The organism is Halomonas sp. MMH1-48, assembly GCF_022348105.1.
Lineage (GTDB): Bacteria > Pseudomonadota > Gammaproteobacteria > Pseudomonadales > Halomonadaceae > Vreelandella > Vreelandella piezotolerans.
This window is the reverse complement of sequence record NZ_JAKRFL010000005.1, coordinates 96,838-118,144: the sequence shown is the minus strand read 5'-3', so window position 1 is coordinate 118,144 and position 21,307 is coordinate 96,838. Positions and strand designations below refer to the sequence as shown.

General features: G+C 56.6%; 17 protein-coding genes and 2 tRNA genes. 13 read left to right on the top strand and 6 right to left on the bottom strand.

Features of this window, described 5'->3' with window-relative positions; all coding sequences use genetic code 11:
* The first annotated feature begins 28 nt into the window (after nt 1–28).
* From MHM37_RS07020 to MHM37_RS07010, 3 genes are all read left to right on the top strand, one after another.
* Nucleotides 29–1,297: an efflux RND transporter periplasmic adaptor subunit gene (locus MHM37_RS07020; protein WP_239296118.1), complete on the top strand. Its 1,269-nt coding sequence runs from the start codon at nt 29–31 to the stop codon at nt 1,295–1,297.
* Nucleotides 1,297–4,485 (top strand): efflux RND transporter permease subunit, encoded by a 3,189-nt coding sequence (locus MHM37_RS07015; protein WP_139525372.1) that lies wholly within the window; start codon nt 1,297–1,299, stop codon nt 4,483–4,485. Before MHM37_RS07020 ends, MHM37_RS07015 begins: the two co-directional genes overlap by 1 nt.
* Nucleotides 4,486–4,696: 211 nt before the next feature.
* Complete coding sequence (locus MHM37_RS07010; protein WP_239296116.1) at nt 4,697–5,371, top strand: hypothetical protein; 675 nt, start codon at nt 4,697–4,699, stop codon at nt 5,369–5,371.
* 9 nt (nt 5,372–5,380) lie between these two features.
* Here MHM37_RS07010 and MHM37_RS07005 read toward each other — a convergent pair whose 3' ends face one another.
* Nucleotides 5,381–6,304: an alpha/beta hydrolase gene (locus MHM37_RS07005; protein WP_239296115.1), complete on the bottom strand. Its 924-nt coding sequence runs from the start codon at nt 6,302–6,304 to the stop codon at nt 5,381–5,383.
* Between the two features lie 70 nt (nt 6,305–6,374).
* Nucleotides 6,375–6,986: a TetR family transcriptional regulator gene (locus MHM37_RS07000; protein WP_139525375.1), complete on the bottom strand. Its 612-nt coding sequence runs from the start codon at nt 6,984–6,986 to the stop codon at nt 6,375–6,377.
* Between the two features lie 243 nt (nt 6,987–7,229).
* On the opposite strand from MHM37_RS07000, the gene MHM37_RS06995 reads away from it, so the two are divergent.
* Nucleotides 7,230–8,261, top strand: coding sequence for a succinylglutamate desuccinylase/aspartoacylase family protein (locus tag MHM37_RS06995; protein ID WP_139525376.1), 1,032 nt, complete (start codon nt 7,230–7,232; stop codon nt 8,259–8,261).
* Nucleotides 8,262–8,443: 182 nt separating this feature from the next.
* A complete protein-coding gene (locus MHM37_RS06990; RefSeq protein WP_239296114.1) occupies nt 8,444–9,898 on the top strand; it encodes a catalase in 1,455 nt (484 codons plus the stop codon).
* Between the two features lie 67 nt (nt 9,899–9,965).
* Here MHM37_RS06990 and dusA read toward each other — a convergent pair whose 3' ends face one another.
* Nucleotides 9,966–11,009 carry a tRNA dihydrouridine(20/20a) synthase DusA gene (gene dusA, locus MHM37_RS06985; RefSeq protein ID WP_239296113.1) on the bottom strand — a complete coding sequence of 348 codons (1,044 nt, stop codon included), beginning with the start codon at nt 11,007–11,009 and terminating at the stop codon, nt 9,966–9,968.
* Between the two features lie 395 nt (nt 11,010–11,404).
* Between dusA and MHM37_RS06980 the strand changes: the two genes are divergently transcribed.
* A complete protein-coding gene (locus MHM37_RS06980; protein ID WP_239296112.1) occupies nt 11,405–11,983 on the top strand; it encodes a hypothetical protein in 579 nt (192 codons plus the stop codon).
* A gap of 21 nt (nt 11,984–12,004) precedes the next feature.
* Here MHM37_RS06980 and MHM37_RS06975 read toward each other — a convergent pair whose 3' ends face one another.
* Nucleotides 12,005–12,529: a helix-turn-helix domain-containing protein gene (locus tag MHM37_RS06975; protein ID WP_139525433.1), complete on the bottom strand. Its 525-nt coding sequence runs from the start codon at nt 12,527–12,529 to the stop codon at nt 12,005–12,007.
* A gap of 286 nt (nt 12,530–12,815) precedes the next feature.
* Between MHM37_RS06975 and gltX the strand changes: the two genes are divergently transcribed.
* From gltX to MHM37_RS06960, 3 genes are all read left to right on the top strand, one after another.
* Complete coding sequence (gltX, locus tag MHM37_RS06970) at nt 12,816–14,294, top strand: glutamate--tRNA ligase (protein ID WP_239296111.1); 1,479 nt, start codon at nt 12,816–12,818, stop codon at nt 14,292–14,294.
* A gap of 129 nt (nt 14,295–14,423) precedes the next feature.
* Nucleotides 14,424–14,499 (top strand) — tRNA-Ala (locus tag MHM37_RS06965).
* Between the two features lie 51 nt (nt 14,500–14,550).
* Nucleotides 14,551–14,626 (top strand) — tRNA-Glu (locus MHM37_RS06960).
* Between the two features lie 375 nt (nt 14,627–15,001).
* Here the strand turns inward: MHM37_RS06960 and MHM37_RS06955 are convergent.
* Nucleotides 15,002–15,883 (bottom strand): NAD(P)-dependent oxidoreductase, encoded by an 882-nt coding sequence (locus MHM37_RS06955; RefSeq protein WP_239296110.1) that lies wholly within the window; start codon nt 15,881–15,883, stop codon nt 15,002–15,004.
* A gap of 99 nt (nt 15,884–15,982) precedes the next feature.
* A complete protein-coding gene (gene gltA, locus MHM37_RS06950) occupies nt 15,983–17,269 on the bottom strand; it encodes a citrate synthase (RefSeq protein WP_139525436.1) in 1,287 nt (428 codons plus the stop codon).
* Nucleotides 17,270–17,757: 488 nt separating this feature from the next.
* On the opposite strand from gltA, the gene sdhC reads away from it, so the two are divergent.
* Genes sdhC through MHM37_RS06930 form a run of 4 tightly spaced genes read left to right on the top strand, consistent with a single transcriptional unit; the run spans nt 17,758 to nt 20,993 of the window.
* On the top strand, nt 17,758–18,135 hold the full coding sequence (gene sdhC / locus MHM37_RS06945; RefSeq protein ID WP_196781579.1) for a succinate dehydrogenase, cytochrome b556 subunit: 378 nt from the start codon (nt 17,758–17,760) through the stop codon (nt 18,133–18,135).
* The gene (sdhD, locus tag MHM37_RS06940; RefSeq protein ID WP_139525437.1) at nt 18,129–18,476 is read left to right on the top strand and encodes a succinate dehydrogenase, hydrophobic membrane anchor protein; all 348 of its coding nucleotides are present in this window, start codon (nt 18,129–18,131) and stop codon (nt 18,474–18,476) included. The genes sdhC and sdhD overlap by 7 nt, the downstream gene beginning before the upstream one ends.
* 3 nt (nt 18,477–18,479) lie before the next feature.
* On the top strand, nt 18,480–20,255 hold the full coding sequence (sdhA, locus tag MHM37_RS06935) for a succinate dehydrogenase flavoprotein subunit (RefSeq protein ID WP_239296109.1): 1,776 nt from the start codon (nt 18,480–18,482) through the stop codon (nt 20,253–20,255).
* A 27-nt stretch (nt 20,256–20,282) separates the two neighbouring features.
* Nucleotides 20,283–20,993 (top strand): succinate dehydrogenase iron-sulfur subunit, encoded by a 711-nt coding sequence (locus MHM37_RS06930; RefSeq protein ID WP_016914530.1) that lies wholly within the window; start codon nt 20,283–20,285, stop codon nt 20,991–20,993.
* Nucleotides 20,994–21,307: the final 314 nt, after the last annotated feature.

Genomic DNA, 21,307 nt, shown 5'->3' with positions numbered 1-21,307 from the left:
TTTAGAAAAATGAATGGGAATTCGACGCATGAAAAGAGTGATTCACTCAGGTAGAGCGAGTCTAGTGACGCTGATCGCCGCGTTAGCGCTCACGGCGTGTGGCCAGGAGCAGCCACAAGAGCAGCAAAGCCAGCAGCAGGAAGCGCCGCCCCACCCGGTGGAGGTCACTGAGATAGCGCGTCGGGACATACCGCTGGATAAATCCTACCCCTCGCTGTTGCGCAGCGATAGTGAAGTGACGCTCGTGGCACGCGTCAGCGGCTTTTTGGAAGAGCGCCACTTCGAACCTGGTCAAATGGTCGAGCAGGGCGATCGTCTGTATACCATCGAGCCCGATCTGTATCAGGCGACCGTCAACCAGCGGGAAGCTGACCTGCAAAGCGCCCGCGCCGAGCTGGCCCGTGCCCAGCGCGATGCCCAGCGTTTCGAGCAGCTGCTGAGCCAAAACTCCGTTAGCCGCCAGCAGTACGATCAAGCGCTTGCCGAGCAGCGCGTGGCGCAGGCCAACGTTGCCCAGGCGGAGGCGGCACTGACCAGCGCCAACCTGGACTTAGGCTACTCCAACGTGACGGCACCGGTATCCGGCATGATCAGCTTGAGCCAGATCAACGTCGGCAACTTGGTGACGTCGGGCACCGAGCTTGCCACGATCACGCCGTTGGATCCGCTGGAAGTGCGCTTCCAGTTGCCCCAGCGTGATGCCTTCGAGCTGCGTCGCCAGCTCGGCAGCGACGGCGATACCTCCCAAATTACCGCCCATTTGCGGGTGCCGGGGCTAGACGGTAGCGAAGGCAGCGAGTTGGAAGGTCGCCTGGATTTTCTGGGTTCCCGCGTGGATACCGGCACCAGCACCGTGCAAGCGTCGGCGACCTTCGCCAATCCTGATGGCGAGGTGCTGCCCGGCCAGTTCGTGCGCGTGCGTATCGAGGGCTTGAAGCGCTTCGACGTGCTGGCCGTGCCAGAAATTGCCGTCACGCAAGGCTTGATGGGGCCTTTGGTATACGTGCTGGATGACGAGAACAAAGCCCGGGAGCGCACCGTTCAGTTGGGTGAAGTCGCAGGCCCATGGCAAATCATCCGCGATGGTCTGGAGCCTGGTGATCGCGTGGTCGTCGGTGATCCTGCCGGTCTGGAAGCGGGGGTCTTGATCGATCCTCAGCCGTTTAGCGGCAGCGCGACTGAGGTAGTGGAAGAAGCGATGCAGGAAGATGCCCAGGAAGAAGCGCAAGCCGCTGAGGCAATGCAGCAAGCCGACGGCGCGCAACCCGCTGCTGAAGGGGAAGAGGGCGCGCAATAATGAATTTCTCTAACTTTTTTATCAGCCGCCCGATCTTTGCCACGGTACTGGCAATCATCGTCACGCTGGTAGGTGTGATGGCCATGCGGGTGCTGCCGATCGAGCAGTACCCCAGCGTGGTGCCGCCTACGGTATCGGTGCAGGCCCAGTTCCCAGGGGCGGATGCCGAAACCGTGGCGCAAACGGTGGCGGCCCCGCTCGCCGAGGCGATCAACGGCGTCGAGGACATGCTCTACATGACCTCCAATAGTGCCGATAACGGCACCATGAGTCTGAGTGTGGCGTTCAATATCGGCACGGATGGCGATATCAACACGATCAACGTCAACAATCGTGTGCAGGGGGCGCTATCGCAGCTACCGGAGGCCGTGCAGTCCCAGGGCGTCACCGTCGAACTGCGCTCAGACTCCATTTTGATGCTGGTGGCGCTGACCTCGCAAAGCGGGGATTACGACAAGATCTACATGCAGAACTACGCCACGCTCAACATTCTGGATGAGCTTCGCCAAGTGCCAGGGGTGGGTAACGCCGAGGTGCTCGGCGGCGGTGAGTTCGCCATGCGGATATGGATGGACCCCGACAAGCTGGCGCAATACGACCTCACGCCCAGCGAAGTGGCTAGCGCCATTCGTGCTCAGAACACCGAAATTCCCGCTGGTAACCTGGCCGCAACGCCACAAAGCGACCCGCGCGCCTATACCTATACGATCACTGCCGGTGGACGACTTACTAGCACCGATGATTTCCGTGAGATTTTCCTTCGCACCAACCCCGACGGCTCGTCGCTGCGCCTACAAGACGTAGCACGTATCGAACTGGGCGCCTCGTTCTATGGCGTCGACGCACGATTGAACGGCGACGCCATGACGCCGATCATCATCAATCAGCAGCCGGGGGCCAACGCGCTGGAAACCGCCGAGGCGGTGCGTGCCACCATGGAAGAGCTGGCCGGGCGGTTCCCGCCAGGGCTCGAGTACGTCACTCCCTACGATACGACGCTGTTCATCGATGCCTCGGTAGAAACGGTGATCAAGACGTTCATCGAAGCGTTTCTGATCGTCATCGTGATCCTGTTCATCTTCCTGCAGAACTGGCGCTTTACCGTGATCGCCATGTCGGTGGTGCCGGTGTCGGTGATCGGTACCTTCGCAGGCTTTTATCTATTCGATTTCTCGATCAACCTGCTGACGCTATTTGCCCTGGTGCTGTCGATAGGCATCGTGGTGGATGACGCCATACTGGTGGTCGAGAACGTCGAGAGGGTTCTTAGCGAAGAGGACGACATCAGCGTTCGTGAGGCGACGATCCGAGCCATGAAGGAAGTCGGTGGGCCGGTCATTGCGACCTCGCTGATCATGGCGGCGGTCTTCGTACCGGTCGCTTTCTTGGGAGGCTTCACCGGGCAGATCTATCAGCAGTTCGCGATTACCGTAGCCATCTCGGTGGCGCTGTCGGCGCTGATGGCGTTGACCTTTACTCCAGCCCTGTCGGCGATCTTCATCAAGCACAACCTGCACAAAACCAAGCAATCGGCGTTCAAGCGTGCCATTACCACGCCGCTGCGGCTGTTCGACCGCTTCTTTGCGGGCTTCACCGCGGTGTACATGTGGGTGGTGAAGAAGCTGGTGCGTTTCTGGGTGCTGGCGCTGGCGTTGACCGTGGCGGTGGGCGCAGGCTCTTATTGGCTCTACGCCAATACGCCCTCGACGCTGGTGCCAGAAACCGACCAGGGGATCGTCTTGGCAAGTATCTCTTTGCCGGATGCGGCCTCGCTGAGTCGTACTCAAGCGTACATGGCCGAGTTGAGCGAGCAGATCGAAGCCATCCCTGGTGTCGAGTACTCCTCGGCTGTGGCGGGTTACGACATTCTCTCCAGTGCGGTGAATACCGCACGCGGCATCATGTTCATCAACATGAAGCCATGGGCAGAGCGTGAACTCACCGCTAACGAACTGGTCGGCCGCATCATGCAACTGGGGGCCAGTATCGATGGCGGTTCGGCGATGGCCTTCAACGTGCCGCCGATCATGGGGCTTTCCACGACCGGTGGCTTCACCGGCTATTTGCAGTCGTTCGACGGAGCGTCCACGCGGGAGCTGTATGAAGCTTCGTTGCAAATCATGCAGGCGGCGAACCAGCACCCGGTGTTGAACCGTGTGTTCACCACGTTCAACGTGAACGTGCCTTCGTACCGGGCGGAGATCGACCAGCAAAAAGCGCTCAGCTACGGCGTTGCGCTGGAGAACATCAATTCGGCGCTGGCGAACACCTTTGGTAATGGGTTCGTGAACTACTTTAGCTACCAAAACCGCAACTTCCAGGTGTACTTACAGAACGAGGACGAGTTCCGTAAAACACCGGAAGACGTCAACAACGTCTACGTGCGCGGCGGTAATGGCGAGCGTATTCCACTCTCTGAGTTCGTCACGCTAGAGCGTCAAACGGGACCTGCGGTGGTGTCGCGTTTTGGGGTCTACGCGGGGGCGCAATTCCAGGGTAACCCGGCACCCGGCTACAGCTCGGCCCAAGCCATCGAGGCCATGGAAGAAGTGGTGCAAGAGACGCTGGGCGATAACTGGGGCATGGGCTGGACCGGAACGGCGTATCAGGAGTCCAACCTGGGTAATACCGCCACGCTGGCCATCGTGTTCGGTATCTTGATGGTGTTCTTGATTCTGGCGGCACAGTACGAAAGCTGGTCGTTGCCGTTGGCGGTTCTCACCGCTACACCTTTCGCTTTCCTTGGCGGCATCGCGGGTATCGTGCTACGCGGATTGGATACCAGTGTCTACGTGCAAATCGGCATGCTGGTGGTGGTCGGCCTGGCGGCGAAGAACGCCATCTTGATCGTCGAGTTTGCCGAGCTGCAGCGTAAAGAGCAGGGTAAGTCGATTCGTGAAGCTGCGGTGACCGCAGCAGAGCTGCGCTTCCGTCCGATCGTCATGACCTCATTGGCGTTCATTTTCGGCACGTTACCGTTGGCGCTGGCCACCGGTGCCAGTGACGTGAGCAGTCACCACATTGGTACTACGGTAGCGGTGGGTATGGCCTCCGTGGCGGTGTTGGGAAGTCTCTTCATTCCCAGTTTCTACGCCATGATCGCGTCGGTCTCGGATTGGCTCTATCGTAAGCGCCATCCGAACGGCAACCGCCAATCGCAGGCGGAACTTGGCCACGATAACGGTTAATGTATCTGGCTTGACTGACGACGGGCGCCCTTTTCAGGGCGCCCGTTTTTTTGCCACCGATCCGATTGCCCCTCGACCCTGGCGCTTCATAAGCCAATGAGATGAGCTACGCTAGTAGTGACCCCGTTTTTAGCTTGTACTAATAAACGCCAATAATCAGAGCTTGGGTCAGGCGCAAACAAGACTGGGTACGCCCAGAGGAGGACACGCCATGCAAACGCTTATCTCTGCTGCGCTGCAGTTTCCTACCGTCGTGTTTAGTTTTTTGCTGGCGCTAATGGCGCTCTACTGGCTGCTGGTACTCATTCGACTAGCCCCTCTAGAGCTTTTCGAGCGCGACAGCTTACGCGATGATCATATGGCCAGCACCTTGGTCTCGCTTGGGTTTGCCGGGGTACCCGCGACGCTGGCGCTCAGCTTCTTGATGCTCATTGCCGGTGCGTTATCACTAGCCGTCGAGCTGCTCGCTCTGCGATGGATGCCGCTTGGATTGCTCAGGGTGCCGGTCGGGGTGTTGGTCGTGTGGGCTGCGCTCGCGGTAGCTTCCCCCATCGCTGCCGCTTTATGCCATGCGCTGCAGCGTGCGCTGCACCGTTATCAACCCTTCAAACGTCGCTGTCTGCTGGGCGCTACCGTCGTGGTGGCAGAGCGCCAAAACGACGAATCTGCCAGCGCTACGCTGCTCAATGAGCCCAACAGTACGGTCATATTGCACTGTAAAGCCGGGGACTGCCCGCAGCCGGGTGAGCGCCGTGTGTTGGTGAAGTATCTAGCCAAGGAAGGGGCATACCGCAGCGTGCTAGAGCAGTACTATCTGGATACACGGGTGCGTATCAATAAGCTTCGTTTGCAGCACAAGCAGCATCCTAACGGATACTCCACCTAACGGCTGCCTTCAGCGATGAAACCAGCGCTGCCACTGTCTCGTCAGCCAGCTCAATAGGGTGGGCGCAGCGGTGGCGGCACGTTCGCGATGTGTGCGTGCAGGCGCGTCGAGGAAGTGGCGTATGGGCGTGACCTGTTCGGGCGTGTTGAGCATCGGAGCGTGGCCGCATCCTGTGACGGTCAAGGTCGTCAATGTAGGCTGGACCTCGGCCATCTTGGGTAGCGTCTCGGCATCCAATAGGGTCGATGTCTCTCCGCGAATCACCATCAGCGGGCAGCGAATGTTGGCCCAGTCGGCCCAGGTGTCTCTGGGCGTGTCGTGGATAAACTGCTCGCCGATACGCGGGTCGAAGTGGTAGGTCCAACTGCCGTCGGGTAGGCGGCGAGCGCTGTTCAAGGCCAGCTCTCGCCACTCCTCCTCGCGGGTGATACCAAAACTGGCGTAATGCTGGGTAAGTTCTGCTTTTAAGTCGGCAAAGTTGTTGAACCGATGCGTCACGCCAAAGTAGCTCGACAGGGCGATGAGACCCTCTTTATTCAGCTCGGGCCCCACGTCGTTGAGGATCAGCCGTGAAATGCGCGAGCGGTGCTGTGCGTCTGCTGCGATCAACATGCCCAGCAGGCCGCCCATGGACGTCCCTAGCCAGTCCACCTGATCGAGCTCGTAATGATCCAGCAACGCAACGGCAATGGTGATGTAGTGACTGTAGAGATAGTCATGGGCGGGAAACAGCGACCAGCTGGAGAGTCCGCGACCCGGAGTGTCTGGGGCGATGATGCGCCACTCGCTGCCCAGCTCTCTCGCCAGGGCGGCGAAGTCACCGCCGTGGCGGGCAAGCCCGTGCCAAGCGATCAGAGTGCGCGTTGCTTTTGGGTTCCAAATGCGTACGGCCACGTCCAACTCGCGCACGCGGATAAATTCCAAAGCATCCATACTGGGCTCCTTTCATGAGATAGCTCCAGTATAGGCGATTTGCTGCAGTGCAACAGAGAGGGAAGTCACCTCAGCGGTGGAGCATGGCCATTAAAGCGTCAATCAACTCTCCGCCGCGCTCGCGTAGGGAAAACGCATCGGGATTACGTAGCCAGTCGTGAAACAGGCCGCCAAGAGTAGCCTGCATGAGCCTCGTGGCAATCTCCGGTGTTATATCATCGCGTAATAGCTGCTGCTGTTGGGCGAGCTGAAACACCAGAAGCATCTCGTCGAAGCATTCTTCGGCAATTTCATCCTGCATTTCGATGGGATTGATGTCGCTAAAGAACTCACAGCGATGCAGCAGAATCGATAGGATGCGCTGGTGAGAGGGCTGCTCCAAACGGTTCAGGCCCGCATGGCAGGCAAGACGGATGGCATCGAGTGGTGACACCGTGGGGTCGGCGTTATTGACCTCTTCCATCAACGACTGAAATGGCATGCGCACCCGCTGTACCAGCGCCATGAAGAGGTCACCCTTGTTTTTGAAGTGCCAATAAACGGCACCTCGGGTAAGGCCAGCATGGCGAGCAATTTGCTCCAATGACGTGCGCGCAACGCCTTTTGCGAAAAACACCTCTTCAGCAGCATCCAACAGCGCTTCGCGAGTTGCAGCAGCCTCCGCTTTGGTTTTTCTTGCCATGAAACCATTACCTCACTCTCGATACACAATGGCGTTATTTTATCTGATGTGGTGCCTTTTTACATTCAAAACTGTATGGATAATGGGTATAAGTTGATAATCTAGGTTATCAAGCACGTTACTTAATGGTTGAAAACGGATATGATTTCATTTTGAAACACTGTTTTAAAACCTTTCAAAGCCCTGGTGCCACTTAGAAATGGCGTATCAGGCTATGTCTCCCTGCATGTATAAGGAATGGCCATGGCGCGAGCTCCTTTCTCCCTAGCTGGGCATACCGTGATGCCTGGGCAACGTTTACAGATCGACGTGCCGGTAGCGCGCCTGTATACCCATACGCCGCTGCATATTCCGGTCGAAGTGGTTCATGGCCGCAAAGAGGGGCCGGTAATGTTAGTGTGTGGAGGGATTCATGGCGATGAGATCAATGGTGTGGAGATCGTCCGCCGTTTGCTGCGCTCGAAGACGATCAATAGCCTGCGTGGTACGCTGATTGCGGTGCCGGTGGTCAATGTTTTCGGCTTTCTCCAACAGACGCGTTACCTGCCTGACCGTCGCGACTTGAACCGCTGTTTCCCTGGTAGCGAAAAAGGTTCGCTGGGCGGCCGAATCGCGGCGCTGTTTCGCGATGAGATCGTCGATCACGCCACCCATATCATTGACCTGCATACCGGCGCCATTCACCGCACGAACTTGCCGCAAATCCGTGCACAGCTAAGTACGGGCAGCGAAACCGAGCGCATGGCAGACGCCTTTGGTGCGCCGGTTATTTTGAATGCGGAACTACGCGAAGGCAGCCTGCGTCATTACGCCCAAAGCCGCGGTATTCCGGTGCTCACCTATGAGGCGGGTGAAGCGCTGCGCTTCGATGAATGGGCCATTGTCCCAGGGGTGCAAGGCGTGCTGCGCGTCATGCGCCGCTTGGGCATGCTCACAGGCGAGCAGCGTCGCCGTGCCCCGGCTCCGGCCGAACTGGCCAATGGCTCAAGCTGGGCGCGCGCACCCATCGACGGCATCTTGCGCCCCAAGGTGCGCTTGGGGGCGCGAGTGGCCAAAGGCGAGGTGCTTGGCAAAGTGGCAGATCCATTCGGCAACGATGAAGACGAAGTGCGCGCCATGGCGGACGGCATCGTCATCGGCATGAGCCGCTTACCGCTTGCCAACGAAGGAGAGGCGCTTTACCACATTGCCCGTTTCGACGAGATCGAAGAAGCCGAGACGGCCATCGAAAGCTTCCAGTCCAGCCTGACGCCTCCACCAGACGCGCTGTATTGACGTTATCTCGATAGTTATCAGCTATTAAAGCAATAGCCCTATAACCAGCGCCATGGATGGCGCGATGCTGGCTTGTTGGCTATACCTGTGTGGGTGCCGCCTTAGCTTACGTTAAAAAGCAGTAGCGGTGATTTCCAGTGGTACAGACCGTGCCATGTCGAGTGTGACAAGGAGGAAGAGCAATGAGCAGTGGTAGCCAGCATCCCACCACCAATGAAGCAGGTATTCCGGTAGCGAGCGATGAGCATTCGCTGTCGGTAGGCGCGGATGGTCCGATCGTGATGCACGATCACTACCTGATGGAGCAAATGGCGGCGTTTAACCGGGAAATGATTCCCGACCGGCAGCCCCATGCGAAAGGCAGTGGCGCTTTTGGTCACTTCGAAGTCACTCAAGACGTTAGCCAATACACCAAAGCAAAATTTCTGCAGCCAGGCACGAAGACCGATGTCCTCATTCGCTTTTCCACCGTAGCAGGGGAGAGCGGTAGCCCGGATACATGGCGCGATCCGCGCGGCTTCTCGATCAAGTTCTACACCGAAGAAGGTAACTTCGACATGGTGGGTAACAACACCCCCGTGTTCTTTGTACGCGACCCAATGAAGTTCCAGCACTTCATCCATTCTCAAAAGCGCCGCGCCGATAATGGCCTGCGCGACCACGACATGCAGTGGGATTTTTGGACGCTGGTGCCTGAATCTGCTCACCAAGTGGCTTGGCTCATGGGCGACCGCGGCGTTCCCGCCACCTGGCGGCACATGAACGGCTACTCCAGCCACACCTATATGTGGGTAAACGATGAGGGCGAACGATTCTGGGTGAAGTACCACTTCAAAACCGATCAAGGCATCAAATGCATGACTCAAGAGCAGGCCGACCAGATGGCCGGTAGCGATGCGGACTACCACCGCCGCGACCTGTTCGAGGCCATCAAGCGCGGCGATTACCCCACCTGGACGTTGCACATGCAGATCATGCCGTTCGAGGATGCCAAGACCTACCGCGTTAATCCCTTCGATCTTACCAAAGTGTGGTCACACAAAGATTACCCCTTGATCGAAGTGGGTAAACTGACGCTCGACCGTAACCCTACCGATTTCCATAGCGAAATCGAGCAGGCTGCGTTCGAACCCAACAACATGGTGCCCGGCACCGGGCTGTCGCCGGATAAAATGCTGCTGGCTCGCTCCATTTCCTATGCGGATGCCCACCGCGCAAGGTTAGGGGTAAATTACAAGCATATCCCCGTAAATACCCCCAAATGCCCTGTGCATAGCTATGGTCAGGGTGGCGCCATGCGCATTCGCCACGCCACTGATCCTGTCTACACCCCCAATAGCAAAGGCGGACCCAAGGCAGATGGGCAGCGCTACCCGGAAGATGCGGTGTGGTCGACGGATGGGCAATTCGTACGCGCCGCGTACACGCTGCGCAAAGATGACGACGACTGGAGCCAAGCGCACACCCTGGTGCGTGAGGTGATGGACGATGCCCAGCGTGACCGGTTGGTTTCCAACGTGGTGGGGCACCTTTCCGGTGGCGTCACCGAGCCGGTGTTGGAGCGTGCGTTTGAGTATTGGCGCAACATCGATCAAGAGGTGGGCGAGCGTATCGAGCAAGGCGTTCGCGCGCAGTAGCCCCGTAAACGACAACGCCCAACGATAACATCGTTGGGCGTTAGCTAAACTGTCAGCCCATTGGCCGTTAGGTCACGGGCTGGCTGGTCTTATACTCTTCGATAGACTCCGCTTCAAAATTAGGCTCGCGAACCAAGCCGAGCGCATCATCAAACAAACGTAAGCCTGCACCCTCTTTGTGCGCATGCTCCGACAGGTGTCGACGGAACCGACGCCCGCCAGGACAGCCCTGAAACAGCCCAAGCAGATGCCGAGTGATATGATTCAGCTTGGCCCCTTCACCCAGCCGCTGCTGAATGTACGGGCGAAACGCCGTGGCTGCTTCCAATCGCGTACGCGCAGGGCCCGACTCCCCAAAAATCTGCTTATCCACACTCGCTAGTAACCACGGGTTTTGGTACGCCTCACGACCTACCATCACGCTATCTACGTGCTCAAGCTGCGCTTGGCACTCTTCAAGCGTTTTAATGCCGCCGTTGATGCCGATATGTAGCTCAGGATAGCTCTGCTTCAGCCGGTGCACGCGGGGATAATTCAGCGGCGGAATATCGCGATTCTCTTTCGGCGACAGCCCCTGCAGCCACGCCTTGCGGGCGTGTACGGTAAACACCTCACAGCCCGCCGAGGCCACGATATCGATAAATCGGGCTAAATCTGCATCTTCATCCTGATCATCGATGCCGATGCGGCACTTCACCGTGACCGGAATCGACACCGCCGCCTGCATGGCTTTCACCGCCGCCGCTACTTTCTCAGGGTGGCCCATCAGACACGCGCCAATCATGTTGTTCTGCACCCGGTCGCTGGGGCAGCCAACGTTCAGATTGACCTCATCATAACCCCACGCCTGCGCAATCGCCGCGCACTCCGCCAGTTCCCCCGCATCGCTGCCCCCCAACTGCAGCGCAATCGGATGCTCCACCTCGCTATAACCCAGAAAGCGCTCCCGGGGAGAACCATGCAACACCGCCCCAGTCGTCACCATCTCGGTATATAGCAGCGCCCGCTTGGTTAACGTGCGCGCGAAGGCGCGGTAATCTCGGGTCGTCCAATCCATCATGGGGGCGACGGAGAATCGGCGTGCCATGTCTGCTGGGCTTTGTTTCTTCATATCAATCACTTGCATCATAAGATGCTATCTATAAGTCATGCTTTATGTACCACTAATGTACCAATAGCAAGTTTCTTGCCGTGTAACGAAAAGCGGTGGTGCACCATGGCTATGTATTCGAAGGGGCATCGTTGGCGTGCGATTGTACGCAAGAAGCTATGAACAGTACAAAGCTAAGCTATCTCTGCACGACTGTTGAGGTCCTAACACTGTGGACCCCACTGGAGAGGCATGGCTTCTCTAAGGAGGGGTGAGAGGTCTGTATCAATCATCGCGCAGCCCTCATAAGTTCTTATAAACCCCTGCATCACTTTGCGTATTTTGTGGTCAAAAAAAGGTATGGTGAGAGTCAACGCTGGGTAGGCAGGCGTGACACATTAAGATGAGGAGTCGTTATGGGGAAGACGCTCGGTTATGTTGGCGTGGCGTTAGTTGGGGCCCTGCTATTGAGCGGGTGCAGCGGGCCAGAGGAAGATGTCCCACAAACCCAGCCTAACTCCGTGGCCGTAGAGCGCGCCTCTGAGCCGGAACCGCCAACGCAGCAGGTGGAGCCCCTGGAAGTCGTTATTTCGACGTCAGCGTCACTGCGTCCCGATCGCCGCCTAATGGTAGAAGGCGACACCAATTTGCCGGATAACGCCCAAGTGCAGGTGATTATCGAGCGGGAGCTAAGCCGCGTCCGTTGGCAAGCGCGTACGCGAGTGATGGACGGTAAATTCGAAGCGGGGCCCTTTGGTTCTGGCAGCGGCCTACCGGATGGGGGCTATTGGGTTACGGTACAGTTAGGTGAGGCTGCCGTTCAGCCAGAAAGCGTGCAGGAACGCATTGGTGGAGAAGGCGAATACTTGGCGGGAGAGCTGGTCAGCCAATCCCGCCACGGTCTAGGGCAGATAGCCACCTACTCGCGCCGTTTCTTGATTGGCAATGAACCAAGACGGACGCGCGACCAGGTGGAGGTGATTGAGGACAACTAAAGGGATGGGGAGGTAGTTGCTTTAGGCAGGACACCAGTGTGCCAGTAATACGGCATGGATAGAGATGTCACTTGGCGCTTTCGCAAAGTGTTCGATCACGAAGCGGTTATCCCGCTGGACCAAGTAATGGCCCGCCTTATGGAACACATGTGTTGGGCCGAGCAGGAGTAAATCCCCGGATGCAATGGGTGAAAAATCCGTGTCTTTGCCCGGGGTCGCCATCACGCAGGGCGCCTTCCAGTCGATCTTCAACGGCAGATGATGCGGTACGGTAATGGTCGTGGCCTGAACCTGTTCCCAGGGGAGGGGACCCGTATGGCTCAGGGTTAACAGTTGAGGTGCACTATCACCTTCTAGCAGGGTAGCCAGCGAACAATCGAGGGCATCGGCGAGCGCCACTAGACGCTCGTGGCCGATCTGTTTAATCGCCCCGGACTCCCAGTAAGAAATGGTGACATCTGACACGCCAACTTTACGTGCAAGGGCAGCCTTGTTGAGCTTGGCCCTAAGCCGCAGTTGCTTGATACGTGAGCCTAGCGATTCCATTTCATTTTCCTGTCGATGAGCTGAATCAGCTCGTTGAATGTACTTCCACCCGCAAGGTGGCGCTCTGATCATACTGAGAAAGACGCAATGTTTTCTCATGTACGAACACGAATCATAGGTACTGCGTCATACTAAGCGATTGTGCATTAGCGCGCATCTTCCTATCGACGATCCTTGAGCACTCGTTCAGACGCTTTTAAGCCAAACTCGTTCCCTTATGGAGGCTGTTGGTTGATCTAAGGGTGCGTATAATGGCGCCACGCTTAATTGCCAAAAGGATCCGTTGATGACCGTTCGCACTCGTATCGCGCCTTCTCCTACAGGCGATCCGCACGTAGGTACTGCTTATATTGCGTTGTTCAATCTCTGCTTTGCTCGTCAGCACGGCGGGCAGTTCATTCTGCGTATCGAAGATACCGATCGGGTGCGTTCGACTCCCGAGTCCGAACAGATGATTTTGGATTCCTTGCGCTGGCTGGGGTTGGAGTGGGATGAAGGTCCTGACGTTGGTGGCCCACATGGCCCTTATCGCCAAAGCGAACGTGGCGATATCTATGCGATGCACGCCCAGCGGCTGCTGGATGCTGGTCATGCTTTCAAATGTTACCGCACCAGCGAAGAGTTGGACGAACTGCGTGAGTCTCGCAAAGAGGCGGGCCTACACTTAGCGCTGAAGCCAGCCGATCTAGCCTTGGACGTCGACGAGCAGGCACGCCGTGAGCAAGAAGGCTGGCCGTACGTCATTCGTATGCACGTACCCAGCGAGGGTGTGTGTGTGGTGAGCGACATGTTGCGCGGCACGATCGAGGTCGATTGGGCGCAGGTCGATGCGCAGATTCTGATGAAGTCAGACGGTATGCCCACCTATCATCTGGCGAACGTGGTGGATGACCAACTGATGGGCATTACTCACGTACTGCGTGGTGAAGAGTGGATCAACTCCGCGCCGAAGCACCAACTGCTATATGAGTACTTTGGCTGGGAAATGCCGCAGCTCTGCCATATGCCGTTGCTGCGTAATCCGGATAAGTCCAAGCTCTCCAAGCGTAAGAATCCCACATCGATCAACTACTATCGTCGCATGGGGTTTTTACCCCAGGCCGTTACCAACTACCTAGGGCGCATGGGCTGGTCGATGCCCGACGAGCGTGAAAAATTCAGCCTGTCAGAAATGATGGCGGAATTCGATATTCAGCGCGTCTCCCTCGGTGGTCCCGTGTTCGATCTGGAGAAGTTAACGTGGCTAAACGGCGTTTACATTCGAGAAGATTTGGATGACGACGCCCTGCTTCAGGCGCTGCGCGAATGGGCGTTCAACGATGCGTACGTTAAACAGATTTTGCCGCAAGTGCGTCCACGGATAGAGACGCTTTCTCAGGTCGTACCGCTCGCTGGCCATTTCTTCTCAGGTTTGCCAGCGATCAGTAAAGATGACTTTGATAGCGTAAAGCTGGACGACGAAGAACTCGTCAAGCTGCTGCAATTCCTGGTTTGGCGTTTCGAGGCCGTTTCTGCTTGGCATAAAGACGCACTTCTGGCCGAGGTGAAAACATTGTCAGAGCACTTCGAGCTCAAAATGAAAGTGTTCTTGGCACCGGTGTTCATTGCCATCACCGGAAGTGCGTCCAGTACCTCGGTGATGGATGCGATGGCTATCTTGGGCTCCGATGTGACACGTGCGCGGTTGCGTAACGCTATTGACGTGTTAGGGGGTGTTTCCAAAAAGCAAGCGAAGCGGTTTGAAAAAGAGTACCGCGATCTGTAATTGACCCCTGGTATGAAAATGGAGAGAGCGTCACGCGGTCTAGTTATGAACGCGTGGCGTTTTCTTCGGGAAATAGGCTTGACGAAGATCAGGCGAATCAGTAATATACGCTCCGTCTTCGCGACATGTGGGGCCTTAGCTCAGCTGGGAGAGCGCAACACTGGCAGTGTTGAGGTCAGCGGTTCGATCCCGCTAGGCTCCACCAATATCAGCCATCCCTGATGTTGATTGTCCAAGATATCTAAGGTCTGACAACGTCCCATTCGTCTAGTGGTCTAGGACACCGCCCTTTCACGGCGGGAACAGGGGTTCGAACCCCCTATGGGACGCCACTCTCTTTGTTCGTCTCCTCAAATCATTTCGATTCGCGAATAGCAATGAGTCTTCTCACTTGCCTTTTTTGCATTCCTGCCGTCTAGAACTTGCGTCTATTTCACGCGTTATTTGTCCATATTGTGCTTGACTTGTCCACTTTTGTAACTTGGAGGAGTGGGTTGTGCACAACCACATAAAGATGAAGCAAAAAATCAGCAATTTAGCGTAAATTCTTTAAAATCAAATAGTTATATTAGGTTAAAAAATAACCAATTTAAGGCTGAGTCACTGTTCATGGCGATTGTGGGGCGTTTTCTAGTGGTTGTGAACAGGGTTATCCACAGATAGTGTGGAAAACCCTGGCCAGGCAGCGAGTGCCAAAAAGTCAAGCGTTATTCAGGTTTGCGCAGCCGTTTTAATAGCGATGACGTGTCCCAGCGGCCGCCTTCCATACGCTGTACGTCCGCATAGAATTGGTCGACCAACGCCGTGACAGGAAGGGTGGCGTCTAACCGTCGCGCTTGCTCGAGGCATATCCCCAGATCCTTGCGCATCCAGTCCACCGCGAAACCATGGTTATACTCATCAGCAATCATGGTTTTATGACGGTTCTCCATCTGCCAAGACCCCGCAGCGCCTTTGGAAATGACGTCGATGACTTGGTGCTGATCGAGTCCGGCTTGCTCAGCAAAGTGCAGGCCTTCCGCCAAGCCTTGTACCAACCCTGCAATGCAGATCTGATTCACCATTTTGGTGAGCTGACCACTGCTGGCAGCGCCCATGAGCGTGACGGCACGCGCGTAATGATTCAGGAAGGGGGCGACGGCATCAAAATGCGCCTGCTCGCCGCCACACATGATGGTCAGTGCGCCGTTCTCGGCACCTTGCTGGCCGCCTGACACGGGGGCGTCAATAAACGCCACGCCATTTTCTCGACAGGCAGCATCCAGCTCCAGCGCTAAATCCGCTGACGCGGTGGTGTGATCGACGAGGTAGCTCCCGCTGGTCATGGTTCTCAGTACACCATCGCTGTCCATGGTCACTTGGCGCACATCGTCATCGTTGCCGACACACACCAATACCAAATCGGCCCCCTGGGCTGCCTCGGCGGGTGTCGCGTGAGCCGTGCCGCCAAAGGCGTTAGCCCATGCTTCTGACTTGCTTGCGGTGCGGTTGTAAACCCGCGTGGTGAGGCCCTGCTTGGCGAGGTGGCCGGCCATCGGGTAGCCCATGACGCCAAGGCCAATAAACGCAACGGTTTTGATAGATTGCATAAAGCACCTTTGTTGTTGGTAGGAAGTACGAGCAAACAAAAGGCCACCCGTGGGTGGCCTTCGTCATCCTATGCATGCATTAGCGCGTTAGCTGCCAAATCACTTGCTGGGATAGTCACGTTTTTCGTGACCGACATACAGCTGGCGCGGGCGGCCGATTTTGTAGCTTTCGCTGAGCATTTCATGCCAGTGGGAGATCCAACCAATGGTACGCGACACCGCAAAGATCACGGTGAACATGTTGGTCGGAATGCCCATGGCTTTCAGAATGATGCCTGAGTAGAAATCGACGTTCGGATACAGTTTGCGCTCGATGAAATATTCATCTTCGAGTGCGATTTGCTCCAAGCGCTTGGCGATTTTGAGCTGCGGGTCGTCGGCCATGCCGAGCTCGGCCAGTACTTCGTCGCAGGTCTCTTTCATCACTTTGGCGCGTGGGTCGAAGTTGCGGTAGACGCGATGACCGAAGCCCATCAGTTTGAAGGGATCGTTCTTGTCTTTCGCTTTATCCACGAAGCGCTGAATGTTCTCTTCGGAATCGTCGCCGATTTCGTCGAGCATGTTGAGCACGGCCTCGTTGGCACCGCCATGTGCTGGACCCCACAAGGCCGCAATGCCCGCGCTGATACAGGCAAACGGGTTGGCGCCAGTTGAGCCTGCCAGACGAACGGTAGAGGTAGAGGCGTTTTGCTCGTGGTCCGCATGCAGCATGAAGATGCGGTCCATGGCTTTCGCGTATACCGGGTTGATTTTGTACTCTTCGCACGGGTTGCTGAACATCATGTAGAGGAAGTTCTCTGCATAGCTCAGATCGTTGCGCGGATAATTGAACGGTTGGCCCACATTGTACTTGTGCGACATGGCGGCCAGGGTCGGCATCTTGGCGATCAAACGGATCGCGCTGATGACGCGGTCTTCTTCCTGAGTGATGTCCATGTGATCGTGGTAGAAGGCTGCTAGGCCGCCCACGACACCGCACAGAATCGACATTGGGTGCGCGTCACGGCGGAACCCTTTGAAGAAGTTGTTGATCTGGTCGTGCACCATGGTGTGATTGCGAATACGTGATTCGAAATCAGCGTACTGCTCGTCGTTGGGCAGCTCACCAAACAGCAGGGTGTAGCAAACTTCTACAAAGTTCGACTCTTTCGCCAGTTGATCAATGGGGTAACCGCGGTGCAGCAGTACGCCCTTGCCGCCATCGATATAGGTGATGGCAGATTGGCAGGAAGAGGTGGCCATAAAGCCGGGGTCGTAGGTAAACAGGCCTTCGGCGCCTAAGCCGCGCACGTCGATGACGTCGGGGCCAAGTGTGCCGGAATACATGGGTAGCTCGATCGTTTTGTCGAGACCGTCTACCGTCAATGTCGCTTTCCTGTCAGCCATGCTGGCCTCCTTTCGAATTCGGTTTGGGACGTAAAGTCGTTGTTTCGCATACCGCGCCGGCGAAAAGGCTTGCCCACTATAGAAGTGTGCGACATTTTGTCAATTAGCCTAAGCGCTAGCTATGCTTGTACAGAGATTGTTGTTATGAACAATTTTTGTATATGATGAATGAGGTGTTCATAGTAGCGAAGTGCCAGAGGATTGACGATACGTTAACAGGCTTATCAAACCATCAATCTCCTGTCACTATAACCATGCTGCATCGCAAAATCGACTCGGGTAAGCGGCATTTTTCTTGCACCATGGTCGAGTTAAGCCTGAGATCGGTTTGTCAGCAGGGGCTAAGGTTCTTATAATCCACGGCGCGCGACCGGCAGGTAGGTGGTCGTGCCCGACTTGGCAACGGCCGAGCCCCTTCCAGCAACCACTGCCCGCTCGGGCTATGCCCGACCTGTCGCAGAGCGGGCCAAGAGAGTGTGTATAACGCCGTGAATAGCAAACGACCCGTAAACCTAGATCTAACGACGATACATTTCCCACTACCGGCGCTAACGTCGATTACACACCGTATCACGGGTGTGATCCTGTTCGTTGGCCTGATTTTCGCTTTTTGGGCGTTGGGTAAATCCCTATCATCTCCGGCTGGCTTCGATGCTGTCAGCAGTGCCTTAGCCAACAACTTCTTTGCCAAGCTCGTTGCGTGGGGGCTGCTGTCTGCCTTGGCATTCCACTTTGTGGCAGGCATCAAGCACCTGCTGATGGACGCCAATATTGGGGTGACCTTAGAAGGTGGCGTGAAAAAAGCACAGGCGACCGTCGTGGTAAGCGCGGTTCTGATCATTCTGGCAGGAGTTTGGGTATGGTAACCAACATTACGAGTTTTGGCCGTAGCGGTCTGTCTGACTGGCTGATGCAGCGTGTTTCTGCGGTCGTGCTGGCCCTCTATACCGTTTTCGTCGTTGCTTACCTGCTGTTGAATCCGAACCTGGATTACTACACCTGGAGTGGCCTGTTCGAGCAAACCTGGATGCGTATTTTCTCGCTGCTGGCGTTTATCTCGATCGCTGCGCACGCCTGGATCGGTTTGTGGACCGTCACCACCGATTACCTCAAGTCCACTCGCCTGCGCGTGGGTGCCCAGACGCTGATCATTCTGGCCATCTTCGTGTACCTCGTGTGGGGCATTCAAATTCTGTGGGGAGCTTGATACATGTCTAACCTTCGTAGCCTGACATTCGACGCCATCATCATCGGTGGCGGTGGCTCTGGCCTGCGTGCGGCGCTCGAACTAGCAAAATCCGGTAAAAAGACAGCCGTACTTTCCAAAGTGTTCCCGACGCGCTCTCACACGGTTTCTGCTCAAGGCGGTATTACCTGTGCCATCGCCTCCGCCGACCCGAACGATGACTGGCGTTGGCACATGTACGACACGGTCAAAGGCGGCGACTACATTGCTGACCAAGACGCCGCAGAATACATGTGCTCCGAAGGCCCCAAAGCGGTCTTCGAACTGGAACACATGGGCCTGCCGTTCTCGCGTTTCGATAACGGCCGCATCTACCAGCGTCCGTTTGGCGGTCAGTCGAAGAACTTTGGCGAAGGCGGCCAAGCGGCTCGTACCTGTGCAGCCGCCGACCGTACCGGCCACGCACTGCTGCACACCCTGTACCAAAACAACCTCAAGAACAACACCACGTTCTTGAACGAGTGGTATGCAGTCGACCTGGTCAAGAACGCCAGCGGTGACGTAGTGGGCTGTATCGCCATGTGCATCGAAACCGGTGAAGTGGTGCACGTTAAATCGAAAGCCACGGTTCTGGCGACTGGCGGTGCGGGTCGTATCTACGCCTCTACCACCAACGCTCTGATCAATACCGGTGACGGCATCGGCATGGCGCTGCGCGCTGGCTTCCCGATGCAGGATATGGAAATGTGGCAGTTCCACCCGACCGGTATCTACGGTGCGGGCACCTTGGTGACCGAAGGATGCCGTGGTGAGGGTGGCTACCTGATCAACAAAGACGGCGAGCGTTTCATGGAGCGCTATGCACCGAACGCCAAAGACTTAGCGGGTCGAGACGTGGTGGCACGCTCCATGGTCATGGAGATTCTCGAAGGCCGCGGCTGTGGCGAGAAGGGTGATCACGTCTTCCTGAAACTCGATCACCTTGGCGAAGAAGTCCTTGGCAAGCGTCTGCCGGGGATCGTCGAGCTCTCCAAGACCTTCGCCCATGTCGATCCGGCGAAAGACCCGATTCCTGTCGTCCCGACCTGCCACTATATGATGGGCGGTATTCCGACCAACATCCATGGCCAAGCGATCACTCAAGACGAAAATGGTAACGACCAGATCGTCAACGGCCTGTTCGCCTGTGGCGAAGCGGCGTGTGTATCGGTCCACGGTGCCAACCGCCTGGGCGGTAACTCACTGCTCGACTTGGTGGTCTTCGGCCGTGCTGCGGGTATGTTCATCGAAGGCGCGCTGAACGAAGGTATCGAATACCTCGAGGCTTCCGAGTCGGACATCGAGTTCGCCATGAAGCGCATCACGCGCTGGAACGAATCCGAAGAGGGTGGCGAAAGCATTCCGGCGCTGAAAGCCGAGCTGCAAGACATCATGCAGAACTCTTTCGGTGTATTCCGTGAAGAGAAAAACATGCAAGAAGGTGTCAAAAAGCTGGCGGACCTGCGTGGCCGCATTGCCAATGCGCACCTGCCGGACAAATCCAACGCGTTCAACACGGCTCGTGTCGAAGCGCTGGAGCTGGACAACCTGATGGAAGTGGCAGAAGCAACGGCGATTGCTGCCCTCGAGCGTAAAGAGAGCCGTGGTGCCCACTCGCGCTACGACTATCCTGACCGTGATGATGTCAACTGGCTGAAACACTCGCTCTACTTCCCGGCCAGCAAAGAGCTGAAGAAGCGCGACGTCAACTTCAAGCCGAAAACCGTCGATACGTTCGAGCCCAAGGTTCGTACCTACTAATCTCCGCACCGACGAGAGGGAGTCACCATGTCCAATCTTCAGGTATCCGTATACCGCTACAATCCGGAAACCGACTCCGCACCTTATATGCAGGAGTTTCAGGTCGATACCAAAGGCCGCGATCTGATGGTGCTGGATGTTCTGCATCTGATGAAAGAGCAAGACAGCGGTTTGGCCTATCGCCGCAGCTGCCGTGAGGGTGTTTGCGGTTCCGACGGCATGAACATGAATGGCAAAAACGGCCTGGCGTGCATCACGCCGCTGTCAGACGTTGTGAAAAACAACAAGCTGACACTTCGCCCGCTGCCTGGTCTTCCGGTCATCCGCGATATGGTGGTCGACATGGGGCTGTTCTATAAGCAGTACGAGCGTATCCAGCCGTATCTGCAGAACGACACCCCGGCACCGGCCATTGAGCGCCTGCAGTCGCCGGAAGAGCGCGACAAACTGGACGGCCTATACGAATGTATTCTGTGCGCGTGTTGCTCCACATCGTGCCCGTCGTTCTGGTGGAATCCGGACAAATTCGTGGGTCCTGCTGGCCTGCTGCAGTCTTACCGCTTCCTGGCCGACAGCCGCGATACCGCAACCCGTGAGCGCCTGACCAGCTTGGAGGATCCGTTCTCGGTCTTCCGCTGCCGTGGCATCATGAACTGTGTTGCCGTGTGCCCGAAAGGTCTTAACCCGACCCGTGCAATTGGTAAAATTCGTGAAATGTTGCTTGCTGACGCTACGTAACTATCTAATCCCATGAAGAAAAAGCGTGTACCACGTAAGTTGCAGCATAAAGCTACTTAAATCGTGGCGCTTCGCTTGTTATCATAGGGGCCGTCACGGTGCGGCGACGCGTCGCACCGTGGTCAGCCAAGTTTAAAAGCCGGTGCTTTACGTACCGGCTTTTGAGCATGAACTGAATGAGAAACGCGTCGCAACTACGTGGTCTTAACCACGTGTATGAACAAGGGCTTCCGGCCTCCGGTCGGCGCCGCCGGCAAACGTCCCGCCCCGCCGGCAGGGCAATAGCGATGTCGTTGCATGCATGCAGCGATGCC